Raw genomic sequence first — 20,350 nt, 5'->3', positions numbered from 1 at the left:
ACCTTCCGTTTATCCCTGCCTCTGAAACGGTGCACCCGTCTGAGCCCTTGCTGTGACCGCCCTCACGGACTACACATGGAGGTGCGGACCTCAACTGGCCAGGGATGATGCGAAGAGAAGCACCATCCACCCCACTGGGCTCCGTGCGTGAACAGCGGGCACCCACGCGCAGCACGCCGCGGGAGGCATGTCGTCTAGGGGCTACGTACCGGGACGCTGGACGTCGAGCTCAGATTTGTACGACACGAGATGCACGCTTGGTAACCTGACTGTTCACGCTGTTGGTGGCGCCCTCGGTGAAAGCCGGTGGGCGCCACCATCGCGTTCGAAGGCAAAACGTGGCGGACACCGCTCGGATGGGCGTAGCCACGACCACCGCGGCTTCTCTAGCGTCCGCCACGACAGGCGGGACGTGGGGGGAGGCGGGATGCGGGCGGTGCGCGGAGTCGGCGGCTTGCTCGCGTTGCTGCTTGTGCTGGGCGCGTGCGCGCCCGGTGTGCCGGAGGCTGCCGCGCCCGGTGACGCCCGCCCGGCCGGGCCGGATCAGTTGCGCGGGGTGGAGCTGGAGTACCTGTACTTCACCGATGGCCCGGATGAGATCGCGACTCGGCAAACGATTGAGAAGTTCGAGGTCGCCACCGGCGCGCGGGTGAACCTGCAGCTGGTGGCCTACTCGGACCTGGAGCGGACGTTGCAGGCGCGGATCGCGGCCGGCAAGGCCCCGGACGTCGCGCGGACCCAGGACCTCAATCCCTATCGCGCGGACCTGCTCGACCTGCGCCCGTACCTGTCCGATCAGACTTTCCCGGACGCCTTCCTGCCGGATGCGGCCAGGGCGGTGCGTGGTCCGGCCGGGGAGTTCCTGGGTGTGCCCAGCGATCTGACCCTCAACGGCCCGTTCGTCAACCTGGACCTGTTCGCCAAGGCCGGGGTGCCGGTGCCGGAGCGGTGGAGCTGGGACGAGCTGGTCGAGGCCGCGGAGAAGGTCCGGCGGGTCACCGGCAAGCCGTACGCGATCGCGATGGACAAGTCGGGGCACCGGCTGGCCACCATGCTCAGTCAGTACGGCACCACCTTCTTCGACCTGGACGGCCGCCCGGCGCTGGATGTCGGCAAGGCCACCGAGGCGCTCAAGCGCTTCGCCGGGCTGCACGCTTCCGGGGCGATGCCGACCGACTTCTGGCTGGAGTCCGGTTCGCGCTACAAGGGCGCCAACGAGATCTTCCTTGCCCAGGACGCCGCGGTGTACCTGTCGGGGAACTGGCAGGTCAGCCAGTTGGCCAAGGCCAGTCAGTTCCGGTTCGCGGCGGCGCCGAACCCGTGTGCGGCGCGCTGTGGCGGCTTTCCCGGCGGCAAGTACATGGTCTCGTTCAAGCAGTCCAAGCACCCGGCGGCGGCCGCGGCGTTCATCGAGTGGATGAACGGCGCGCAGCGGCAGCGGGAGCTGGTGGCCAAGGCCCAGTTCCTGCCCACTCGCAAGGACCTGGTCGATCCGGGGATCAGCTATCCGCAGCGTCTGGAGGACATGCGGATCTTCCTGGCCGAGGCGAAACTGGTGCCCGCGGAGGCATACACCTCCAACTCCTCCCCCGCGTTCGCGCGCACCGCCAACGCGTTGCGGGATGAGATCGCCAGGGTGCTCGGCGGGCAGAGCACGCCGGAGGAGGCGGCGCGGACCGTGCGGCAGGTGAGTGAGCGGGCGTATGCGGAGGTCAGCGGGCGGTGACCGGGCGGCGGATCGGCTGGGGTCAGCGGCTCGCGCCCTACCTCTTCCTCCTGCCGAACCTGCTGATCTTCGGGGTTTTCACCATCTACCCGGCGCTGAACAGCGTCAACATCAGCTTCTACGAGAGCAGCAACGGCCGTACCTTCCGCCCGGTCGGCCTGGACAACTACCGGCGGATCCTCTCCGACGAGCAGTTCTGGTCCGCCGCGGCCAACACGCTGGTGTTCGTGCTGGCCTACGTGCTGATCTCGGTGCTGGTGGCGCTGGGAGTGGCGGTGCTGCTCAACCGGCGGCTGCGCGGGCGCGGGTTCTTCCGGGCCACCTTCTTCCTGCCGATGGTGCTCTCCCCCGTGGTGGTCGGCCTGGTGTGGGGCTGGTTGTTGCAGGGCCGCGGCGGGTTGATCAACACCGTGCTCGGCGGGCTGGGGCTGCCGACGCCGGGCTGGCTGGTCGACCCGGCGCTGGCGATGGTGGCCGCGGTGGGGGTCGGGGTGTGGATCCACCTGGGTTTCTACGCGTTGATCCTGCTCGCCGGGTTGCAGGCGATCGATCCGCACCTGCATGAGGCGGCCGCGCTGGACGGGGCCGGGCCGTGGCAGCGGTTCCGGCTGATCACGGTGCCGTTGTTGCGGCCCACCACGCTGGTGGTGCTGGTGCTGGCCACCATCGCCGGGTTCCAGTCCTTCGACTTCCTCTACAGCCTCACCGGCGGTGGTCCGCTGGGCGCGACCACGTTGCTGGTGCAGTACATCTACCAGCGCGGGTTCGAATCGCCCATCAGCTACGGGCTGGCCTCGGCGGGGTCGGTGCTGTTGTTCGTGGTGATCCTGCTGGTCACGCTGGTGCAGTTCGGGCTGGCCCGGCGGCGGGAGGCGGTGTGAGTCCGCCGCGGTGGACCGGGATCGGCGGCAGGCCGATGCCGCCTGCCGGGAAGGTGCTGGCCTACACGGGACTGGTGGCGCTGGCGTTGCTGGTGCTGGCCCCGGTGCTGTGGACGGTGTTGTCCTCGTTCAAGTCCAGCACCGAGTTGTCGTTGCGGCCGCCGCGGTTGCTGCCGGAGAGTTTCCGGCCGGACAACTACGTGGACGCGCTGGGGCGCTTCAATTTCGCGGTGTATCTGCGCAACAGCGTGCTGGTCACGGTGGCCGCGACGGTGCTGACGCTGGTGGTCAACACGATGGCGGCCTACGCGCTGGCCAAGTACAACTTCCGCGGCCGGACCACGCTGTTCCTCATCATCCTCGGCACGATCATGGTGCCGTTGCAGGTCATCTTCATCCCGGTCTACCAGGTGGTGGCCGATCTGGGACTGGTGAACTCGTTGTGGGGCCTCATCATCCCGGCCGCGGCCACGCCGACCGGGGTGTTCCTGTTGCGCCAGTACATGTTGACCATCCCGGATGAGCTGATCGAGGCGGCCCGGATCGACGGCGCCGGCGAGCCGCGGATCTTCCTGCGGGTGGTGCTGCCGTTGTGCAAGCCCGCACTGGCGGTGGTGGCGATCTTCTCGGTGGTGTGGCGGTGGAACGATTTCCTGTGGCCGCTGGTGGTGGCCCAGGACGAGCACACCTACACCCTGCAGGTGGCGCTGGCCCGCTTCGCCGCGGAGGAGGTGGTTCCGTTCAACCTGATCCTGGCGATGAGCGTGGTGACGATGGCGCCGGTGGTCGTGGTGTTCCTGTTCATGCAGCGTCAGATCGTGCAGGGGATCGCGCAGACCGGGTTCAAATGACGCCGTACGGCCGTTGACCCGTCCAGATCACGTCAGTAACTTGCAGGCAACCTAGTCCTTTTTGTGAAGAGTTACCCGAACTAGTCCTGACCAGCAGGGAGGCATCGGTGCACCAGGTTGGCCGGCCACTCGCGGCGGCGCTCTCGGCGCTGACCGCGGTCACCGTCATGGGGGTTTTCCCCGCGAGCGCGACACCGGAGACGGCAGCGGAGGCGCTGACCGGGGAGCAGGCCGCGGCGACGCGGATGCGCGGGATGTCCCTGGAGCAGAAGGTCGGGCAGCTCTTCGTCACCTACGCCTACGGGCCCGCCGCGGACTCGGCGCACCCGAAGAACCTGGCCGAGTACGGGGTGGCCACCCCGGCGGAGGTGGTGCGCAAGTACCACCTGGGCGGGGTCATCTACTTCAACTGGACGGACAGCTTCGCCAACCCCAAGCAGGTCGCCGCGCTGTCCAACGGGTTGCAGCGGGCGGCGATGAGCAGCGGGGCACGGTTGCCGCTGCTGATCTCCACCGACCAGGAGCAGGGCGTGGTCACCCGGTTCAGCTCGCCGGCGACGCTGTTCCCTGGCAGCATGGCGCTGGGGGCGGCCAGGGACGCCGGACTGGCCAGGCAGGCCGCGGAGATCACCGGGCGGGAACTGCGCGCGGTGGGCATCAACCAGAACTTCGCGCCGGATGCCGACGTCAACGTCAACCCGGCCAACCCGGTGATCGGCGTGCGCAGCTTCTCCAGCGATCCGAAGCTGGTCGCGCAGCAGGTGACCGCGCAGGTCAAGGGCTATCAGCAGGGCCGGTTCGGGCAGAGCGTGTCGGCAACGGTCAAGCACTTCCCCGGGCACGGGGACACCAACCAGGACAGCCACTACACGCTGCCGGTGATCAACCACACCCCGGAGCAGTGGCGGCAGCTGGACGCGCCGCCGTTCCAGGCCGCGATCAAGGCGGGCGTGGACTCGATCATGAGTGCGCACATCGTGACGCCCAAGCTGGACGACTCGGGTGAGCCCGCCACGCTCTCGCCGAAGATGCTGACCGGTCTGTTGCGTGGCCAGCTCGGCTACCGCGGGGTGATCATCACCGACTCGCTGCAGATGGAGGCGGTGCGGATCAAGCACCCGGACGCGGAGATCCCGGTGCTGGCACTCAAGGCTGGCGCGGACATGCTGCTGATGCCGAAGAACCTGGACGTGGCGATCAAGGCCGTGCTGGACGCGGTGCGCAGTGGCGAGATCAGTGAGCGGCGGATCGACGAGAGCCTGCTCCGGGTGCTGTTGCTCAAGATCAAGCGCGGTGCGCTGACCCATCCGCTGGTCGATGAAGCCGCGGTGGACAAGGTCGTGGGCATCCCCGCGCACCTGGCCACCGCGCAGCAGGTCACCGACCGCACGGTCACCGCGGTCCGCAACGACGCCGGACTGCTTCCGTTGCGCGCCAAGCCCGGCAAGGTGCTGGTGGCCGGGTCGAGCAGTGCCACCGCGCTGGGGCAGAAGCTCACCGCACGCGGGGTGACGCCGACCGTGCAGGTCACCGGGGACAAGCCGACCGAGGCGGTGATCGCCAAGGCGGTCGCGGCGGCCGAGGGACAGGACCTGGTGTTGGTGCTGACGAACCGGGCCACCACGGACGCACAACAGCGTGAGCTGGTCAAACGGCTGGTGGCGACCGGGAAACCGGTGGTCGGGGTGGCCGTGCGGGATCCGTACGACGTGGCCATCGAGGATGCGAAGACCTGGCTGACCACCTATTCGGCCACCGCGGTGTCGATGGAATCGCTGACCAAGGTGCTCTTCGGCGAGGCCAAACCCAGCGGCAAGCTGCCGGTGGGCGTGCCCGTGCTGGGCGACCCGGCGCAGATCCGGTACCCGTTCGGCTTCGGCCTCACCTGGTGACGGGAGATCCAGCCATGGATGGTGTGAGCAGGCGCGGTTTCCTGGCCGCCTCGGCGTTGTCAGTGCCGTTGCTGACCGCGGGTACGGCGCTGGCCGAACCCGAGGGCGGCGACCGGCGAAGGGTGCGCACCGGCGCGGACCGGTTGGCGGACAACGGGTTCGCCCAGCTCAAGGGCCGCAGGGTCGGGGTGGTGACGAATCCGACCGGGGTGCTCTCCGACGGGCTTGGGCACCTGGTGGACACCATGGTCGCCTCCGGGGCGGTCAACCTGGTCGGGGTGTTCGGTCCGGAGCACGGTTTCCGCGGCACCGCGCAGGCCGGTGGTTCCGAGGGCGAGTACGACGATCCGCGCACCAAGGTCCGGGTCTATGACGCCTACGGCGCGACCGCGGTGAAGCTGGCCGAGATGTACCGCAAGGCCAACGTCGAGGTGGTGGTCTTCGACATCGCCGATGTGGGCGTGCGGTTCTACACCTACATCTGGATGCTCTACACCGCGATGCAGGCCGCCGTGCTCACCGGCGCGGCCGTGCTGGTGCTGGACCGGCCCAACCCGATCGGCGGGCAGGCGCACGGTCCGCAGCTGGACCCGAAACACGCCTCCGGGGTCGGCCGCAAGGCGATCGCGCTGCGGCACGGCATGACCATGGGCGAGCTGGCCCGGCTCTACAACGACACCTTCCTGCCAGCCGAGACCGGCAAGCGGGTCGAGCAGCTCGACGTGGTGCCGGTGCGGAACTGGCGGCGGGACATGCTCTTCGCGAGCACCGGCCTGCACTGGGTGCCGCCGAGCCCGAACATGCCCACGCCGGAGACCGCGCTGGTATACCCGGGCACCTGCCTGTTCGAGGGCACCCTGCTGTCGGAGGGCAGGGGCACCACCCGGCCGTTCGAGACGGTCGGCCTGCCCAAGATCGACTGGCGCTGGGCGGAGGCGCTCAACGCGCTGGGGCTCAAGGGTGTGCTGTTCCGGGAGAACTACTTCGTGCCCACCTTCAACAAGCACGTCAACGTCAACTGCGGTGGCGTGCAGCTGGTGCTCACCGATCCGCGCGCCTTCGACCCGATCCAGGCCGGGGTGGCCATGATCGTGTTGGCGAAACGGCTGTACCCGGAGCTGTTCGGCTGGCGGCCGGACAACTTCATCCACAAGCTGTGGGGCACCGAGCGCCTCAAGGACATGGTCGACCGCGGTGCGAGCACCGAGGAGATCGTCGGCTCCTACCGCCAGGAGCAGACCGATTTCCGCCGTCATCGCGCCCAGTACCTGCTGTACCGCTGAGGGGGATCCATGCGTCGCCGGATGATCGTGCCCGTGCTGCTGCTCGCACTGCTCACCGCGGGTCTACCGGCCGCGGCGGCGGAAACAGGTGACAGTGGCGGGGTGTCCGGCCGCTTCGACCGCCCGCATCCGGGCTTCGCCCCCTTCTGGACCACCCTGCGCGCTTCGACCCCGGAGCGCGCGGGGCTGGATCCGGCGCCGATCAACGCCGCGCTGGAGAAGATCAGGAACTGGACGCAGCCGCAGGGCACGGCGAAACCGCTGTTCGCGGGCGCGGTGACGCTGCTGGCGCACGACGGCAGGGTGGTCACCAGGACCGCGACCGGCCAGGCCCTGCGCTACGCCGACGGCATCGGCACCGAGCTGCCGCCGGAGCAGCAGGCGCCGATGCGCACGGACACGATCTTCGACCTGGCCTCGATCTCCAAGCTGTTCACCTCGATCGCGGTCATGCAGCAGGTCGAGGCGGGCCGGGTGGACCTGGCCCGCACGGTGGCCAGTTACCTGCCGGAGTTCGCGGCCAACGGCAAGGACGCCATCACCGTCGAACAGCTGCTCACCCACACCTCGGGGCTGCCGCCGTTCCTGCCGCTGTGGCGGGACCACCCGGACAAGCCCAGCCGGATCCTGGGCGCGCTCACCGCCAAACTCCAGCAGCCGCCCGGCAAGGCCTACATCTACTCCGACCTCAACCTGATCGCACTCGGCGTGCTGGTGGAGAAGGTCACCGGCGATCCCCTCGATGTGCTGGTGCGCAAGGGGATCACCGAGCCGCTGGGCATGCGGGACACCGGCTACAACCCGGCCGACAAGGCGCGGACCGCGGCCACCGAGTTCATGACCACGCCGGCCCGCGGCATGGTGCGCGGCGAGGTGCACGACGAGAACGCCTGGTCACTCGGTGGCGTGGCCGGGCACGCCGGGGTGTTCGGCACCGCCGACGACCTGGCCGTGCTCGGGCAGACCATCCTCAACGGCGGCACCTACCGCGGCCACCGGATCCTGCGCGAGCGCACGCTGCGGCAGATGATGACCAACCACAACACCGGCTTCCCGGACAACGCGCACGGCCTGGGCTTCGAGCTGGACCAGCGCTGGTACATGGAGGGCCTGTCCAGCCCGCGCACCGCGGGGCACACCGGGTTCACCGGCACCTCGCTGGTCATCGACCCGGTGTCCCGCTCGGTCGCGGTGCTGCTGTCCAACCGGGTGCACCCGTCCCGGGCCTGGGGCTCCAACAACCCGGCCCGGCGTGCCCTGGCCCAGGGCTTCGCCCAGTCCCTCGCGGTGCAGCCGCGGCACGGCAAGGACGCCTGGCACTCCGCGGCCAACGAGGAGCAGGCCGCCACGCTGCGCACCGGCGCGCTCTACCAGCGCGGACCGGCCCGGCTGAACTTCGCCGCCTTCGTCGACACCGAGAGCACCGACAAGGTGACCGTGGAGGCCAGCGTGGACGGCGGGGTGAACTGGCAGCCGCTGACCCTGACCGCCACCGGAGCGGGCGCGCCCGCGGACGCGGTGACCGCGCTGACCGGAGCCGGGCACCGGGCCTGGTGGCGGGTTTCCGCCGAGCTGCCAGTGGCCGCCTCGGTCACCCTGCGCTGGCGCTACGCCAGCGACAAGCAGTACACCGGCCGCGGGGTCTTCCTCGACGGCATCCGGATCAGCGACCGCCGGGGCGTGCTGCTGGACGCCGAGAAGCACCCGGAAGCACTCACCGCGCAGGGCTGGACCACGGTCAGCAGATGACGATGTGGTGAAGGACTCACCACTGCCGCGAACCCGGCTTACCGGGCACAACACGTACCGGTGTCGGTACGGGTTCGAGCACGTCAACCCCCGGTTCCAGGGGCGACACCGGGGCGTAACGATTCGGAGACACGAACGGGCTAATCGACCCCGCTGACTAAGCCGAACGGAGTCCGGCGGGGGACTGTGTGCACAGATCCGATGATCTTGGCAGACTTAAGACGGCGGTGACATTCGAACGCCCCGCTCACGGCCCTGACCTGCGGCAGAACATGAATCCCCGGTGTCGTTCGATTGAAGGACAACGGTGACCATTTGCCCGTTATCAGCCGCCGAAAGTTCTTCCTCAACACCGCGCGGTAACGGGGTTACAGTGGGCTGAGGCAGCACAAAGACGCCAGATGACCTGTTGATTCTCTGCCTAACTGTTAGTAAGTTTCCGACATGGCCTCTTCCCTTGGCTCGGCCCCGGACATCGCTGACACGAGTCCGTTGGTACGGATCCGCTCCCTGTTCCCGGGACTCGCACGGGCCGAGCAGCGAGTGGCCCAGGTGGTGCTCAGCGATCCGGCCGTGGTCGCGCACCGCTCCATCACCGAGGTCGCCGAGGCCGCCGGCACCAGCGAGACCACGGTGACCCGCTTCTGCAAGGCCATCGGCGTCGGCGGCTACCCGGACCTGCGCATCGCGCTGGCCGCGGACACCGCGCGCACCGCGGCCCGCGCCGACCGCGATCTCGGCAGTGACATCGGCCAGGGCGACGACCTGCGCCAGGTGGTCAGCAAGGTCTCCTTCGCCGATGCCCGCGCGGTCGAGGAGACCGCCGACCAGCTCGACGTGGTGGAGCTGGAGAAGGTCGTCGAGGCCATGTCCGCGGCGGGCCGGGTGGACGTCTACGGCGTGGGCGCCAGCGCCTTCGTGGCCATGGACCTGCAGCAGAAACTGCACCGCATCGGGCGGATCAGCTTCGCCTGGAGCGACACCCACATCGCGCTGACCTCCGCCGCGGTGCTGTCCAAGGGCGATGTGGCGGTGGGCATCTCGCACACCGGCGCCACCGCGGACACCGTGGAGGCGCTGCGGGTGGCCCGCAGCCGGGGCGCGACCACGGTCGCCCTCACCAACTTCCCGCGCTCCCCCATCGCCGAGGTCGCCGACTACGTGCTGACCACCGCGGCCAGGGAGACCACCTTCCGCTCCGGTGCGACCGCGAGCCGGATCGCCCAGCTCACCGTGATCGACTGCCTGTTCGTCGGGGTGGCCCAGCGCCACCACGGCTCCGCGACGGCGGCCCTGGAGGCCACCTTCGAGGCGGTCAGCGGGCACCGGCTCGGGCCGCGCCCGGACGGCAGGCGCCGCCAGCGGGAGACCGGCAAATGAGCTTCCCCACGCCGCGTCCCTCGGTCCGGGTGGACTCGCCGACGGAACGCCGCAACCCACGCACGCTCGAACTCGACCAGCTGCCAACCGAGGACATGCTGCGCATGATCAACGCCGAGGACCAGCTGGTCCCCGGCGCGGTCGCGCTGGTGCTGCCGGAGCTGGCCAGGGCGGTGGACTTCGCGGTGGAGTCGCTGCGTTCCGGCGGCCGGGTGCACTACGTCGGAGCGGGCACCTCCGGTCGGCTGGCCACGCTGGACGCGGCCGAGCTGGTGCCGACCTTCAGCGCGCCGACGGACTGGTTCCTGGCCCACCACGCCGGCGGTGCGGCCGCGCTGCGGCAGGCCGTCGAGGACGCCGAGGACAGCCTGGAGGCCGGGGCCGCGGTGATCGCCGAACACGCCTCCCCCAAGGACTTCGTGCTCGGCCTCGCCGCGTCAGGGCGCACCCCGTTCGTGCTCTCCGCGCTGGCCGCGGCCCGGCGGCTGGGCGCGCGCACCGGGCTGGTCTCGGCCAACCCGGCCGCGATCGCCGGGGTGGACGTGGACGTGCGGCTGGCCGTGGACACCGGTCCGGAGGCCATCGCCGGCTCCACCAGGATGAAGGCGGGCACCGCGCAGAAGCTGGTGCTGACCTCCTTCTCCACCGCGGTGATGGTCCGGCTGGGCCGCACCTACTCCAACCTGATGGTCAGCATGAAGGCCACCAACGCCAAGCTGCGCGGGCGGTCGCTGGTCATCCTGGGCGAGGCCACCGGGCTGGATGAGAAGACCTGTTCGGCGGCGCTGCTGGCCGCCGAGGGCGATGTGAAGACCGCGCTGGTGTGCCTGCTCTCCGGAGTGGACACCGAGACCGCCACCAGGGCGCTGGAGGCCAGCAGCGGCCATGTCCGGCACGCCATGGACAGCCTGCGGGCCGCGACCGGCTGAGCCACCGTGGAGGCTGCGGCGGACCTCAGTTCGCCGCGGCCGCCTCGGCGATCGAGACCGCCTCCTTGGCGCCCGCCTCCAGGGACTGGCAGTAGTGCACGATCCAGTTCGCCACGCCGTCGGGCTCGCCGGAGGCGAAGCCGCGGGCCGCGCTCAGGTATGCCTCGGGGTGCCGCATCCAGGACACCTCCGGCACGCCGAGCCCCTTGAGGTCCAGGCCGGTGGCGATGCAGGTGAGCCGGGCCGCCGCGCGTGCGATCACGCCGTTGGCCTGGGCGAAGGGCACCAGGGTGAGCAGTTCGCCGTGCACAACGGCGGCGACCACCGGGCCGGGCACCTTGCTGCCCCCTGCCACCAGCTGGGCCAGCAGGTCCAGCCGGGCGGCCACGGCCGGATCGGCGGTGGGGCGGCCGAGTAGTTCCGGATCCGCGCCGGGCACCAGGTCGGCCGCGGCCAGCACGTGCATCCGGGCCAGCGCCTGCAACGGGGCCCGCTGCCAGGTGGTCAGCAGCAGGCCGACGGATTCGGCCACCCGCAGCGCGCCGGCCAGCACCGGGTCGCTCACCTCGCCTGCGGCCGGGATCTCGGCGCTGCCGCCGTCGAGCACGGCAGAGGCCCTGGCCGCGCGCACGGATGCCTCGGCGGCCGTGGTCGGCCAGCCGCGCCGGTTGGTCGGATGCCGGTGCACCTCGGCGATGGCGAATCGCGCTGTCTCCACCGCCTCGGCCACACCGGGCAGTTCGAGCAACGGACGCAACGGATCGGTGGCGAGCGGACTCACGACGGCGGAGCGTACCCGGCTGAGCCGACAGTCAGGATTGGCCTGCTGGATTCGCTCCCCGGTGGCCGTTTAACAGGCCATTGCGGGCTTCTACCGTCGGTTGCGTGGACAACATCGACTGGTGGCGCCAACCGACCCTGACCGGCGAGCACGTGCGCCTGGAACCCCTGACCCCCGGCCATGTGGCCGGCCTGCACGCCGCGGGCCGGGACCCCTCGGTGTGGACGCACCTGTCCGCGCACTGGCCCAGCGACCTGGCGGGCACCAGTACTTTCGTCCAGGACCACCTGGCCGCACAGGCCGACGGCGACCGGCTGGTCTACGCCCAGATCGAGGTGGCCACCGGCGCGGTCGCCGGGGTGACCTCCTTCTACGAGATCGTGCCCGCGCAGCGGGCGCTGGCCATCGGGCACACCTGGATCGGCACGCCCTGGCAGCGCACCGCGCTCAACACCGAGTCCAAGCTGCTGTTGCTGGGCCGGGCCTTCGAGCAGCTGGCGGCGCTGCGGGTGGTGTGGCACACCGACATCCGCAACGAACGCTCCCAGCGGGCGATCGAGCGGCTTGGCGCGCAGCGGGAGGGAATCCTTAGGCACCACCGGATCCGGCCGGACGGGACCTTGCGCGACACGGTGCTGTACTCGATGCTCGCCGATGAGTGGCCTGCCGTCCGCACGGCGTTGCGCACGCGGCTGGCGAACTCCCCCGCACCCGTCTGACAAGCCACTCTATCGGGTGAGCATGGCTGAAGTGGTCTATACCTTTGTGGGGGGAGGTCTACTCGCGGGTGACGGATCGCACTACCGTTGCCCCGCAGCCACCACCGACGATGCAGGGAGGGCGCACGCGATGACCCCGCCTAGTGGCGACGCCGGATCGAGCAACACCTTGGACAACCTGCTCACCGAGAGCAGGACGTTCCCGCCCAGCGCGGAGTTCGCCGCCGAGGCCAACGCCAAGCCCGCCCTGTACGAGCAGGCGGCGGCGGACCGGGAGGCGTTCTGGGCCGAACAGGCCGAACAGCTCCACTGGCACACGCCGTTCACCAAGGTCCTGGACTGGACCGACGCCCCGTTCGCGAAGTGGTTCCTCGGCGGCCGGATCAACGTCGCCTACAACTGCGTCGACCGGCACGTGGCCTCCGGGCACGGTGAGCAGGTCGCCATCCACTGGGAGGGCGAGCCCGGCGACACCCGCACCATCACCTACGCCAACCTCAAGGACGAGGTCAGCAAGGCGGCCAACGCGCTGGCCTCGCTCGGCCTGGTCGCGGGCGACCGGGTGGCCATCTACATGCCGATGGTGCCCGAGGCGATCTTCGCCATGCTCGCCTGCGCGCGGCTCGGGCTGCCGCACAGTGTGGTCTTCGCCGGTTTCTCCGCCGAGGCGCTGCGCTCCCGGATCGAGGACGCCTCGGCCCGCCTGGTGATCACCACCGACGGCCAGTACCGGCGGGGCAAGCCTGCCGCGCTCAAGCCAGCGGTGGACGAGGCCGTGGCCAGCAACCCCAGCGTGGAGCACGTGCTGGTGGTGCGCCGGACCGAGTCCGAGGTCGACTGGACCGACGGCAGGGACCTGTGGTGGCACGACCTGGTGGAGGCCCAGTCCACCGAGCACACCGCCGAGGCATTCGACGCCGAGCACCCGCTCTACATCCTCTACACCTCGGGCACCACCGGTAAGCCCAAGGGCATCCTGCACACCTCCGGCGGCTACCTCACCCAGGCCGCCTACACCCACCGCAACGTCTTCGACCTCAAGCCGGAGACCGACGTCTACTGGTGCACCGCGGACATCGGCTGGGTGACCGGGCACTCCTACATCGTCTACGGGCCGCTGGCCAACCGGGCGACCCAGGTGGTCTACGAGGGCACGCCGAACACCCCGCACGAGGGCAGGCACTGGGAGATCGTGCAGAAGTACGGGGTGTCGATCTACTACACCGCGCCCACCCTGATCCGCACCTTCATGAAGTGGGGCGCGGACATCCCGGCCAAGTACGACCTGTCCTCGCTGCGGGTGCTGGGCAGCGTGGGCGAGCCGATCAACCCCGAGGCCTGGATGTGGTACCGGGAGCACGTCGGCGCCAACCGGACGCCGATCGTGGACACCTGGTGGCAGACCGAGACCGGCGCGATCATGATCTCCCCGCTGCCCGGGGTGACCAGCACCAAGCCGGGTTCGGCGATGGGCCCGCTGCCCGGCATCGGCGCCAAGGTGGTGGACGAGGCCGGTAACGAGGTCGGCAAGGGTGGCGGCGGCTACCTGGTGCTGGACCAGCCGTGGCCGTCCATGCTGCGCGGGATCTGGGGCGATGAGGCCCGTTTCCGGGAGACCTACTGGTCGCGCTTTGAGTCCCAGGGCTTCTACTTCGCCGGGGACGGCGCCAAGTACGACACTGACGGCGCGATCTGGCTGCTCGGCCGGGTGGACGACGTCATGAACGTCTCCGGCCACCGGATCTCCACCACCGAGGTGGAGTCGGCGCTGGTCTCGCACCCGACCGTGGCCGAGGCCGCGGTGGTGGGCGCGGCCGACCCGACCACCGGCCAGGGCATCGTGGCCTTCGTGATCCTGCGCGGGGACGCGGTGGACGGCGGCGACGCCGCGGTGCAGGCGCTGCGCAACCACGTGGCCAAGGAGATCGGCCCGATCGCCAAGCCGCGGCAGATCATGGTCGTGCCCGAGCTGCCCAAGACCCGCTCCGGCAAGATCATGCGCCGCCTGCTGCGTGATGTCGCGGAGAACCGGCAGGTCGGCGACGTCACCACGCTCGCCGACTCCACGGTGATGAACCTGATCAGCGCGGGCCTGCAGAAGGGCTCCGCCAGCGAGGACTGAGCCACCAACGCGAAGGCGCCGTTCCCCTGGCTGGGGAACGGCGCCTTCGCGTTTGTTCAGGACGACTGGTACGGCGCGGGCGGCTGGTAGCCGGGCGGGTACTGGCCGGGCTGCGGCTGCTGGTAGGCGGGCGGCGCCTGCGGGCCGGGCGCCGGGTACTGGCCGGGCTGCTGGTGACCGGGCTGCGGCTGGCCCCACTGCGGCTGCTGCTGCGGGTAACCGGGCTGGCCCTGCGGTCCGGTGGGCTGGTAGCCCGGCTGCGGCTGCGGCCCGGTCTGCGGGTAGCCGGGCGGGAAGCCCTGCTGGGGCTGCGGGCCGGTCTGCGGGAAGCCCTGCTGCGGCTGGCCGGGGTACTGCTGCTGGCCCTGCTGCGGGTAGCCCTGCGCGGCCTGGTCGGGCTGCGGGTAGCCGCCCTGGCCCGGCTGCGGGTAACCGCCACCGGCGGCCGCGGCGGCCTTGATCCGCTTGTTCTTGTTGACCGTGAGCACCGTCATCAGACCGCCGCCGAGGATGAGGATCGGCCCGATGATGGTCATGACCAGGCCGAAGGTCCGGTCGGAGTCCCGCTGCTCGGCGTAGGTCCTGGTGGTCGTGGTGCGGCTGCGCCGGGCCGTGCTGGTGCAGGTGTCACCCGGCTTCATCACCTGGCTGCCGCAGGTGACCTCGGTGGCGTTCATGTTGCTGATGCCCACGATCAGCATCACCAGACCGATCCCGGTCACGACCACCCAACGGACAATGCTCTTCATCTCGGTCTTCCCCAGTCGCTCGCTCGCCCGGTCGATGGAGTTGACGCACCGGACCGCCCATCCGTTCCACCGACTCCCACCAGCCGCGCAGGCTAGCCCGAACGAGTGCCTCTTCGCCGGAGATCCGGCCAAACTGTCCGAATTGAGATCAGCACCAGCAGTCCGCCGAAGAGCAAATCGGACAGCCGGGGGTCCAGCGACACCGACAGGAAGCTGGTGCCGATCGCGGTGAACGCGCCCGCGCCGCCGATCCAGGCCGCGTCCCGGAGCGAGCCGTTGCCGTTGCGCGCGTTGCGCCAGGCGCCCAGCACCGAGGAGGGCAGCACCACCAGCAGCGAGGTGCCCTTGGCCATGGCCGCGCCGACGCCGTAGCCCAGCTGCATGACCGGGACCATCGCGGTGCTGCCGCCGATGCCGGTCAGCCCGGCCAGCACGCCGATGGGCACGCCGACCGGGATCAGCAGGGAGAGCGCGAGCAGGTCGTGCTCGACCGGGCCGCTGGTCACGCCGGGCACGGTCAGGAAGCGGATCGCGGTGGCCAGCGCCAGCGCCGCGTACAGCCAGCGCAGCAGGGCCAGCGGCACCCGGTCCAGCAGGGCCGCGCCCAGCCAGGCGCCGATCATGGTGCCAAGGGCCAGCGGGACCGCGATGTAGACGTCGACCTCGCCGGCGTAGAGGTAGCCGACCGTGCCGGAGATGGCCAGCGGGCCGATCGCCATCACCGAGGTGCCCACCGCCTGCCGCTGGTCCCGGCCGCACAACGCGGTCAGCGCGGGCACGATCACGATGCCGCCGCCCACCCCGAACAGTCCGGCCAGCACACCCGCGGCCAGTCCGATGAGCATCAGCCGCACCGCGTGCGGCCGCGGTGACTCGGTCGGCGCGTCAGCGGGCACGATTCGAACCTAGGCAGCCCGTACCGGCCCTGTCCTGGTGCTTTACGTCACTTGGTTGTGCTAAGCACCTATATTTCGCCCAGTCGAGGCGTTAAGGTCGCATCAGGGTGTGCCGGGAAGTCTGGTCGGCGACTGTTACAGCCGACCCTTCATGGAGCCGCCCGTGCACGCTCGCCTCCGCCGCCCCAAGGCCGCCGCCGCCGAGTTCGCCCGCTACCTGCGCACCGAGACCGTCGGTGGTGTCGTGCTGCTGGTCGCCACCGCCATCGCCCTGCTCTGGGCCAACTCGCCGTGGGGCGAGTCCTTCCGCCTCCTGCGCGATTTCCCGATCGGCCTGGATGCCCTGCATCTGAAGCTGACCGTGGGCGAGTGGGCCAAGGACGGGCTGCTCGCGCTGTTCTTCTTCGTGGTCGGCCTTGAGCTGAAACGCGAACTGGTCATCGGCGAGCTGGCCGAGGTGCGCTCGGCGCTGCTGCCGGTGATCGCCGCGATGGGCGGCATGATGGTGCCTGCCATGGTGGCGCTGGCGGTCTCGGCCGGTTCGCCCGGGGCGCAGGGCGCCTGGGCGATCCCGGTGGCCACCGACATCGCCTTCGCCCTTGGTGTGCTCGCGCTGACCGGTTCCGGCATGCCGAGCAGTGCGCGGATCTTCCTGCTCAGCCTGGCCGTGGTGGACGACCTGGGCGCCATCGCGGTGATCGCGATCGCCTTCACCGCCAAGTTCGATCTGCTGGCCTTCGGTGCGGCCATCCTGTTGTGCGCGCTGTACTGGTACCTGCAGCACAAGCGGATCCGCAGCTCCTGGCTGTACGTGCCGATCGGGCTGCTGACCTGGTACGCGGTGCACGCCTCCGGCATCCACGCCACCATCGCCGGGGTGGCGCTGGGCCTGCTGACCAGGGTCCGCCCCGACCCGTACGAGCGGGAGGCGCCCGCGCTGCGGCTGGAGCACCGGTTGCAGCCCTATTCGGCCGGGTTCGCGGTGCCGGTGTTCGCGCTGTTCGCCGCCGGGGTGCCGATCGGCGCGGACGCGTTGCGGATGCTCACCCAGGACCCGATCGCGCTGGCGGTGATCGCCGGGCTGCTGGCCGGGAAGCTGCTGGGCATCTTCGGTTTCTCCTTCGTCGCGGTGAAGCTGGGACTGGCCGAGAAACCGGCGGAACTGAGCTGGCGGGACATGGCCGCGGTGGCCATGCTCGGCGGCGTCGGGTTCACCGTCAGCCTGCTCATCGCCGAACTGGCGCTGCCCGCCGGTGAGGCCGAGGTGGCCAAGGCGGCGGTGCTGGTGGCCTCGGCGGTGGCCGCGCTGCTGGCCGCGTTGATGTTGCTGCGCCGAAGCAGGGCGCACCGGGGCACGGAAACTGTGGACTGATCCGCTGCATGGCACGATGTCGGGCGTGACCCGCGCCCAGCACAACGCCAGCGGCAGCCCCGACGGCGCCGGGCTGCCGCCCGTCCCGTCCATCCCGCTGTCGGACTTCGAGGCCGCGCCAGGTGAGCAGTCGATCGGCGGCCTGGTCCGCGAGGCGACCACCCACCTGTCCACGCTGCTCCGCAGTGAACTGGAACTAGCCAAGGCCGAGCTGGGTGCGGAGGTGAAGAAGGGCGTCAAGGGCAGTGTCTACTTCATCCTCGCCCTGGCCGTGCTCGCCTTCAGCATGTTCTTCCTGTTCTTCACCCTCGGCGAGCTGCTCTCGGTGTGGCTGCCACGGTGGGGCGGTTTCGGCATCGTGTTCGTGCTGATGCTGGTCTCGGCCGGGCTGCTCGGGTTCCTCGGTTACCGCAGGGTGCGCACCATCCGCGGCCCGAAGCGGACCATCGAGACGCTCAAGGACACCGGCAAGGTGCTGCCCCGCCGCCACACCGCCGAGGCGGAGCAGCAGCAGTCCGCCTGATCAGCGCGCGCAGGCCCCGGTGGAGACCCGCCGGGTGAGCTTCGGCGCGTCCTTGACCTCGGCGGCGACCTCGGCCGCGGTGAGCACGAACCCGGTCTCCTGGTCGTCCACCGCGGCGCCGAAGACCACGCCGATGACCCGGCCCTGCGGGTCGACCAGCGGGCCGCCGGAGTTGCCGCTGCGCACTGTGCCGCGCACGGTGTAGACGTCCCTGGTGACGGTGCGGGACTCGTAGATGTCCGGGCCGCGCAGCTGGATGCGGTCCCTGATCCGGGCCGCGGTTGCGGTGTAGGGGCCGTCGAGCGGGTAGCCGAGCACGATGCCGTCCTGGCCGGACTTGGCGTCGGCCGGGGCGAAGGGCAGTGCGGCGGCGGTCAGGTCGGGCACGTCGAGCACGGCCACGTCGGTCTGCGGGTCGTAGAGCACCACGGTCGCGTCGAACTGCCCTCGGCCGACCTCCACGGCCACCGTGTCCGCGCCCGCCACCACGTGCGCGTTGGTCATCACCCGGCCGCGGGAGATGACGAACCCGGTGCCCTCCAGCGCGCGGGAGCAGGAGGAGGCCTGGGCCCGCACCTTGAGCACGCTGGCCTGGAGTTCCTTGGCGATCGGGCTGTTGCCCAGGGCGGCGTCGGCCGGGCCGACGTCGGTGCGCGGGGTGGAGCTGAACGGGTCGAGCAGGGTCGGGAAGCCGGAGACGTTGAGCAGCCTGCGCAGTTCGCCGGAGAGGTCCTTGCCTGCCTGCGGCATGACCTCGTCCACGGTGCCCAGCACGGCAGAGCCCTTGACCGCCCCGGACAGCCCTGGCAGGCCTGCCACCGAGGTCAGCGGCACCGCGAGCAGCCAGGCCACCACGAAGACCACCGCGCCCTGCACGATCGCGCCCAGGGTGTTGTCCAGCCAGACGATCCGGGAGCGGTGGATCTTCTCCCGCAGCGGGCGGCCGATCAGCACGCCCAGGGTCTCGCCGAGCACCGCGAGCAGCACGATCACCGCGACCAGCACCACCACCCGCACGGTGACGTTGGTGAACTGGGCGACCACGATCGGCGCCAGCACCAGGCCGAGCAGCGCGCCGCCGAGCGCGCCCAGGATCGCGGGTGCGGCGATGACCACGCCCTGCCTGGCCCCGGACAGTGCCGCCACGATCGCCAGCAGCACCACCAGGAGGTCGACCCAGTTCACGCGCTCTCCTCGCCTGGTAGCTCTTCGACGGCCCGCCAGGAGGCCTCAAGATCTCGGACGTCCGTCTCGTCCCAGGGTTGCTCCCAGCCGGCCAGCCGGATCACGCCTGCGAGCAGTCCGGCGGTGAAACCCCAGACCAGCATGCCCGGCACGGCGAAGGCAGGGCCGAGCCAGCCGGAGGAGTGCCGGACCCGGAACCGGTTGGCCGGATCGGCCAGGTAGGCGATGGGCACCCTGGCCACCGCGGCGGTCTCGCCGAAGTCGACCGGGGCGACCGGGCCGGGTTTCTCCCAGTGCCCGAGCACCGAGGTGACCATGAACTCGCTGGGGGTGATGTACAGCTCGGGCAGCAGGGCGACCGGGCGCACGCTCTCCGGCAGCACCCCGGCCTCCTCGTGCGCCTCCCGCAGCGCCGCCTCGACCACGCCGGAGTCGGTCGGGTCGACCGCGCCGCCGGGGAAGCTGACCTGGCCGGGGTGGGAGTTGAGGCCGTCGGCGCGGCGCAGCAGCAGCACGTCCGGCCCTGAGCCGGGGTGTTGTTCGCCGAGCAGGATGAGCACCGCGGCCTGGCGCACGCCGGCGGTGGCCTTCGGGTTGTACTTGGTGAACGCGGAGTGGTCGATCTCCGCGGTGGTCTTGACCAGGGGTGCGAGCCAGTCGGGCAGCTCGGCCGGGTCGACCAGTGGACCGTGCGTCATCGGGCGCCCCCCAGGTTGTCGGCGACCGCCCTGCGGACCTGTTCGACCGAGGTGAACAGCAGCGGCTGGGTGATTCTGCGGACCTCGCCGTCCGGGCGGACGAGGTAGGAGGCGGGCAGGGCGGGCGGCACCTTGAGCGCGGCCTGCGCGGCGCCGTCGGCATCGGCCACCGAGGGCAGTTTGACGTTGAGCGCGGCCAGCAGTTCCAGTCCGGCGGAGCGGCTGTCGTTGCGGACCTGGAGGCCGAGCACCGGCACCGCGCCCTCGCCCGCGGCGTATTCGGCCAGGATGGGCAGTTCGGCGCGGCAGGGCTGGCACCAGGTGGCCCACACGTTGATCAGGGTGGCTTTGGCCGCCAGTGCCGAGCCGAGGTCGGTGAGGCCCTCCTGGCCGAGGCAGGGCACCCGGACGCCGGACAGCTGGCCGACCACGCTGTCGGTGGGGCCGGGCTGCGGGCAGGGCGCGAGCTGGGCCTTGGCCCGCAGCGGGGCCAGGTCGGGTTCGGCCGCCGGGGCCGGCCCAGGTGATCCGCTGGGGGTGACCTCGCCGCCGCGCGGCCACAGCGCGATGACCGCGGCCAGGGCCAGCACCACGATCAGCACGAACCATCGCAC

General features: G+C 70.6%; 18 protein-coding genes. 12 read left to right on the top strand and 6 right to left on the bottom strand.

Features of this window, described 5'->3' with window-relative positions; translation table 11 throughout:
• Window positions 1–427: 427 nt before the first annotated feature.
• From HNR67_RS06910 to HNR67_RS06875, 8 genes are all read left to right on the top strand, one after another.
• Window positions 428–1,726 carry an ABC transporter substrate-binding protein gene (locus tag HNR67_RS06910; RefSeq protein WP_185001253.1) on the top strand — a complete coding sequence of 433 codons (1,299 nt, stop codon included), beginning with the start codon at window positions 428–430 and terminating at the stop codon, window positions 1,724–1,726.
• Complete coding sequence (locus tag HNR67_RS06905; RefSeq protein WP_312986639.1) at window positions 1,723–2,607, top strand: carbohydrate ABC transporter permease; 885 nt, start codon at window positions 1,723–1,725, stop codon at window positions 2,605–2,607. Before HNR67_RS06910 ends, HNR67_RS06905 begins: the two co-directional genes overlap by 4 nt.
• A complete protein-coding gene (locus HNR67_RS06900) occupies window positions 2,604–3,458 on the top strand; it encodes a carbohydrate ABC transporter permease (protein ID WP_312986637.1) in 855 nt (284 codons plus the stop codon). Before HNR67_RS06905 ends, HNR67_RS06900 begins: the two co-directional genes overlap by 4 nt.
• Before the next feature lie 167 nt (window positions 3,459–3,625).
• The gene (locus tag HNR67_RS06895; RefSeq protein ID WP_185010263.1) at window positions 3,626–5,350 is read left to right on the top strand and encodes a glycoside hydrolase family 3 protein; all 1,725 of its coding nucleotides are present in this window, start codon (window positions 3,626–3,628) and stop codon (window positions 5,348–5,350) included.
• A 14-nt stretch (window positions 5,351–5,364) separates the two neighbouring features.
• Complete coding sequence (locus HNR67_RS06890) at window positions 5,365–6,633, top strand: exo-beta-N-acetylmuramidase NamZ family protein (RefSeq protein WP_185001252.1); 1,269 nt, start codon at window positions 5,365–5,367, stop codon at window positions 6,631–6,633.
• 9 nt (window positions 6,634–6,642) lie between these two features.
• A complete protein-coding gene (locus tag HNR67_RS06885) occupies window positions 6,643–8,382 on the top strand; it encodes a serine hydrolase (RefSeq protein WP_185001251.1) in 1,740 nt (579 codons plus the stop codon).
• A gap of 444 nt (window positions 8,383–8,826) precedes the next feature.
• The gene (locus tag HNR67_RS06880) at window positions 8,827–9,762 is read left to right on the top strand and encodes a MurR/RpiR family transcriptional regulator (protein ID WP_185001250.1); all 936 of its coding nucleotides are present in this window, start codon (window positions 8,827–8,829) and stop codon (window positions 9,760–9,762) included.
• Window positions 9,759–10,691 carry an N-acetylmuramic acid 6-phosphate etherase gene (locus HNR67_RS06875; RefSeq protein ID WP_185001249.1) on the top strand — a complete coding sequence of 311 codons (933 nt, stop codon included), beginning with the start codon at window positions 9,759–9,761 and terminating at the stop codon, window positions 10,689–10,691. Before HNR67_RS06880 ends, HNR67_RS06875 begins: the two co-directional genes overlap by 4 nt.
• A 25-nt stretch (window positions 10,692–10,716) precedes the next feature.
• Here the strand turns inward: HNR67_RS06875 and HNR67_RS06870 are convergent, their stop codons facing one another.
• Window positions 10,717–11,472: an oxidoreductase gene (locus HNR67_RS06870; RefSeq protein WP_185001248.1), complete on the bottom strand. Its 756-nt coding sequence runs from the start codon at window positions 11,470–11,472 to the stop codon at window positions 10,717–10,719.
• A 113-nt stretch (window positions 11,473–11,585) separates the two neighbouring features.
• Between HNR67_RS06870 and HNR67_RS06865 the strand changes: the two genes are divergently transcribed.
• Both HNR67_RS06865 and acs read left to right on the top strand, forming a co-directional pair.
• On the top strand, window positions 11,586–12,191 hold the full coding sequence (locus HNR67_RS06865) for a GNAT family N-acetyltransferase (RefSeq protein ID WP_185010261.1): 606 nt from the start codon (window positions 11,586–11,588) through the stop codon (window positions 12,189–12,191).
• Window positions 12,192–12,321: 130 nt separating this feature from the next.
• Window positions 12,322–14,313: an acetate--CoA ligase gene (gene acs, locus HNR67_RS06860; protein ID WP_185001247.1), complete on the top strand. Its 1,992-nt coding sequence runs from the start codon at window positions 12,322–12,324 to the stop codon at window positions 14,311–14,313.
• 56 nt (window positions 14,314–14,369) lie between these two features.
• On the opposite strand, the gene HNR67_RS06855 is transcribed toward acs, so the two are convergent.
• A complete protein-coding gene (locus HNR67_RS06855; protein WP_185001246.1) occupies window positions 14,370–15,062 on the bottom strand; it encodes a hypothetical protein in 693 nt (230 codons plus the stop codon).
• Between the two features lie 92 nt (window positions 15,063–15,154).
• Window positions 15,155–15,958 carry a sulfite exporter TauE/SafE family protein gene (locus HNR67_RS46125; RefSeq protein WP_185001245.1) on the bottom strand — a complete coding sequence of 268 codons (804 nt, stop codon included), beginning with the start codon at window positions 15,956–15,958 and terminating at the stop codon, window positions 15,155–15,157.
• A gap of 163 nt (window positions 15,959–16,121) precedes the next feature.
• Here HNR67_RS46125 and nhaA point away from each other — a divergent pair, with 163 nt between their 5' ends.
• A complete protein-coding gene (gene nhaA / locus HNR67_RS06845) occupies window positions 16,122–17,330 on the top strand; it encodes a Na+/H+ antiporter NhaA (RefSeq protein WP_312986632.1) in 1,209 nt (402 codons plus the stop codon).
• 16 nt (window positions 17,331–17,346) lie between these two features.
• Window positions 17,347–17,853 (top strand): phage holin family protein, encoded by a 507-nt coding sequence (locus HNR67_RS06840; RefSeq protein WP_185001243.1) that lies wholly within the window; start codon window positions 17,347–17,349, stop codon window positions 17,851–17,853.
• Here the strand turns inward: HNR67_RS06840 and HNR67_RS06835 are convergent, their stop codons facing one another.
• The 3 genes from HNR67_RS06835 to HNR67_RS06825 are packed head-to-tail and all read right to left on the bottom strand — an operon-like array spanning window position 17,854 to window position 20,350.
• Window positions 17,854–19,038 (bottom strand): MarP family serine protease, encoded by a 1,185-nt coding sequence (locus tag HNR67_RS06835; RefSeq protein WP_185001242.1) that lies wholly within the window; start codon window positions 19,036–19,038, stop codon window positions 17,854–17,856.
• Window positions 19,035–19,736, bottom strand: a complete 702-nt coding sequence (locus HNR67_RS06830; RefSeq protein ID WP_185001241.1) for an NUDIX hydrolase — start codon at window positions 19,734–19,736, stop codon at window positions 19,035–19,037. The genes HNR67_RS06835 and HNR67_RS06830 overlap by 4 nt, the downstream gene beginning before the upstream one ends.
• On the bottom strand, window positions 19,733–20,350 hold the full coding sequence (locus HNR67_RS06825) for a TlpA disulfide reductase family protein (protein ID WP_312986629.1): 618 nt from the start codon (window positions 20,348–20,350) through the stop codon (window positions 19,733–19,735). Before HNR67_RS06825 ends, HNR67_RS06830 begins: the two co-directional genes overlap by 4 nt.

The organism is Crossiella cryophila, assembly GCF_014204915.1.
In the GTDB taxonomy this organism is placed as follows: Bacteria; Actinomycetota; Actinomycetes; order Mycobacteriales; family Pseudonocardiaceae; genus Crossiella; species Crossiella cryophila.
This window is presented reverse-complemented; position numbering and strand designations above follow the sequence as displayed.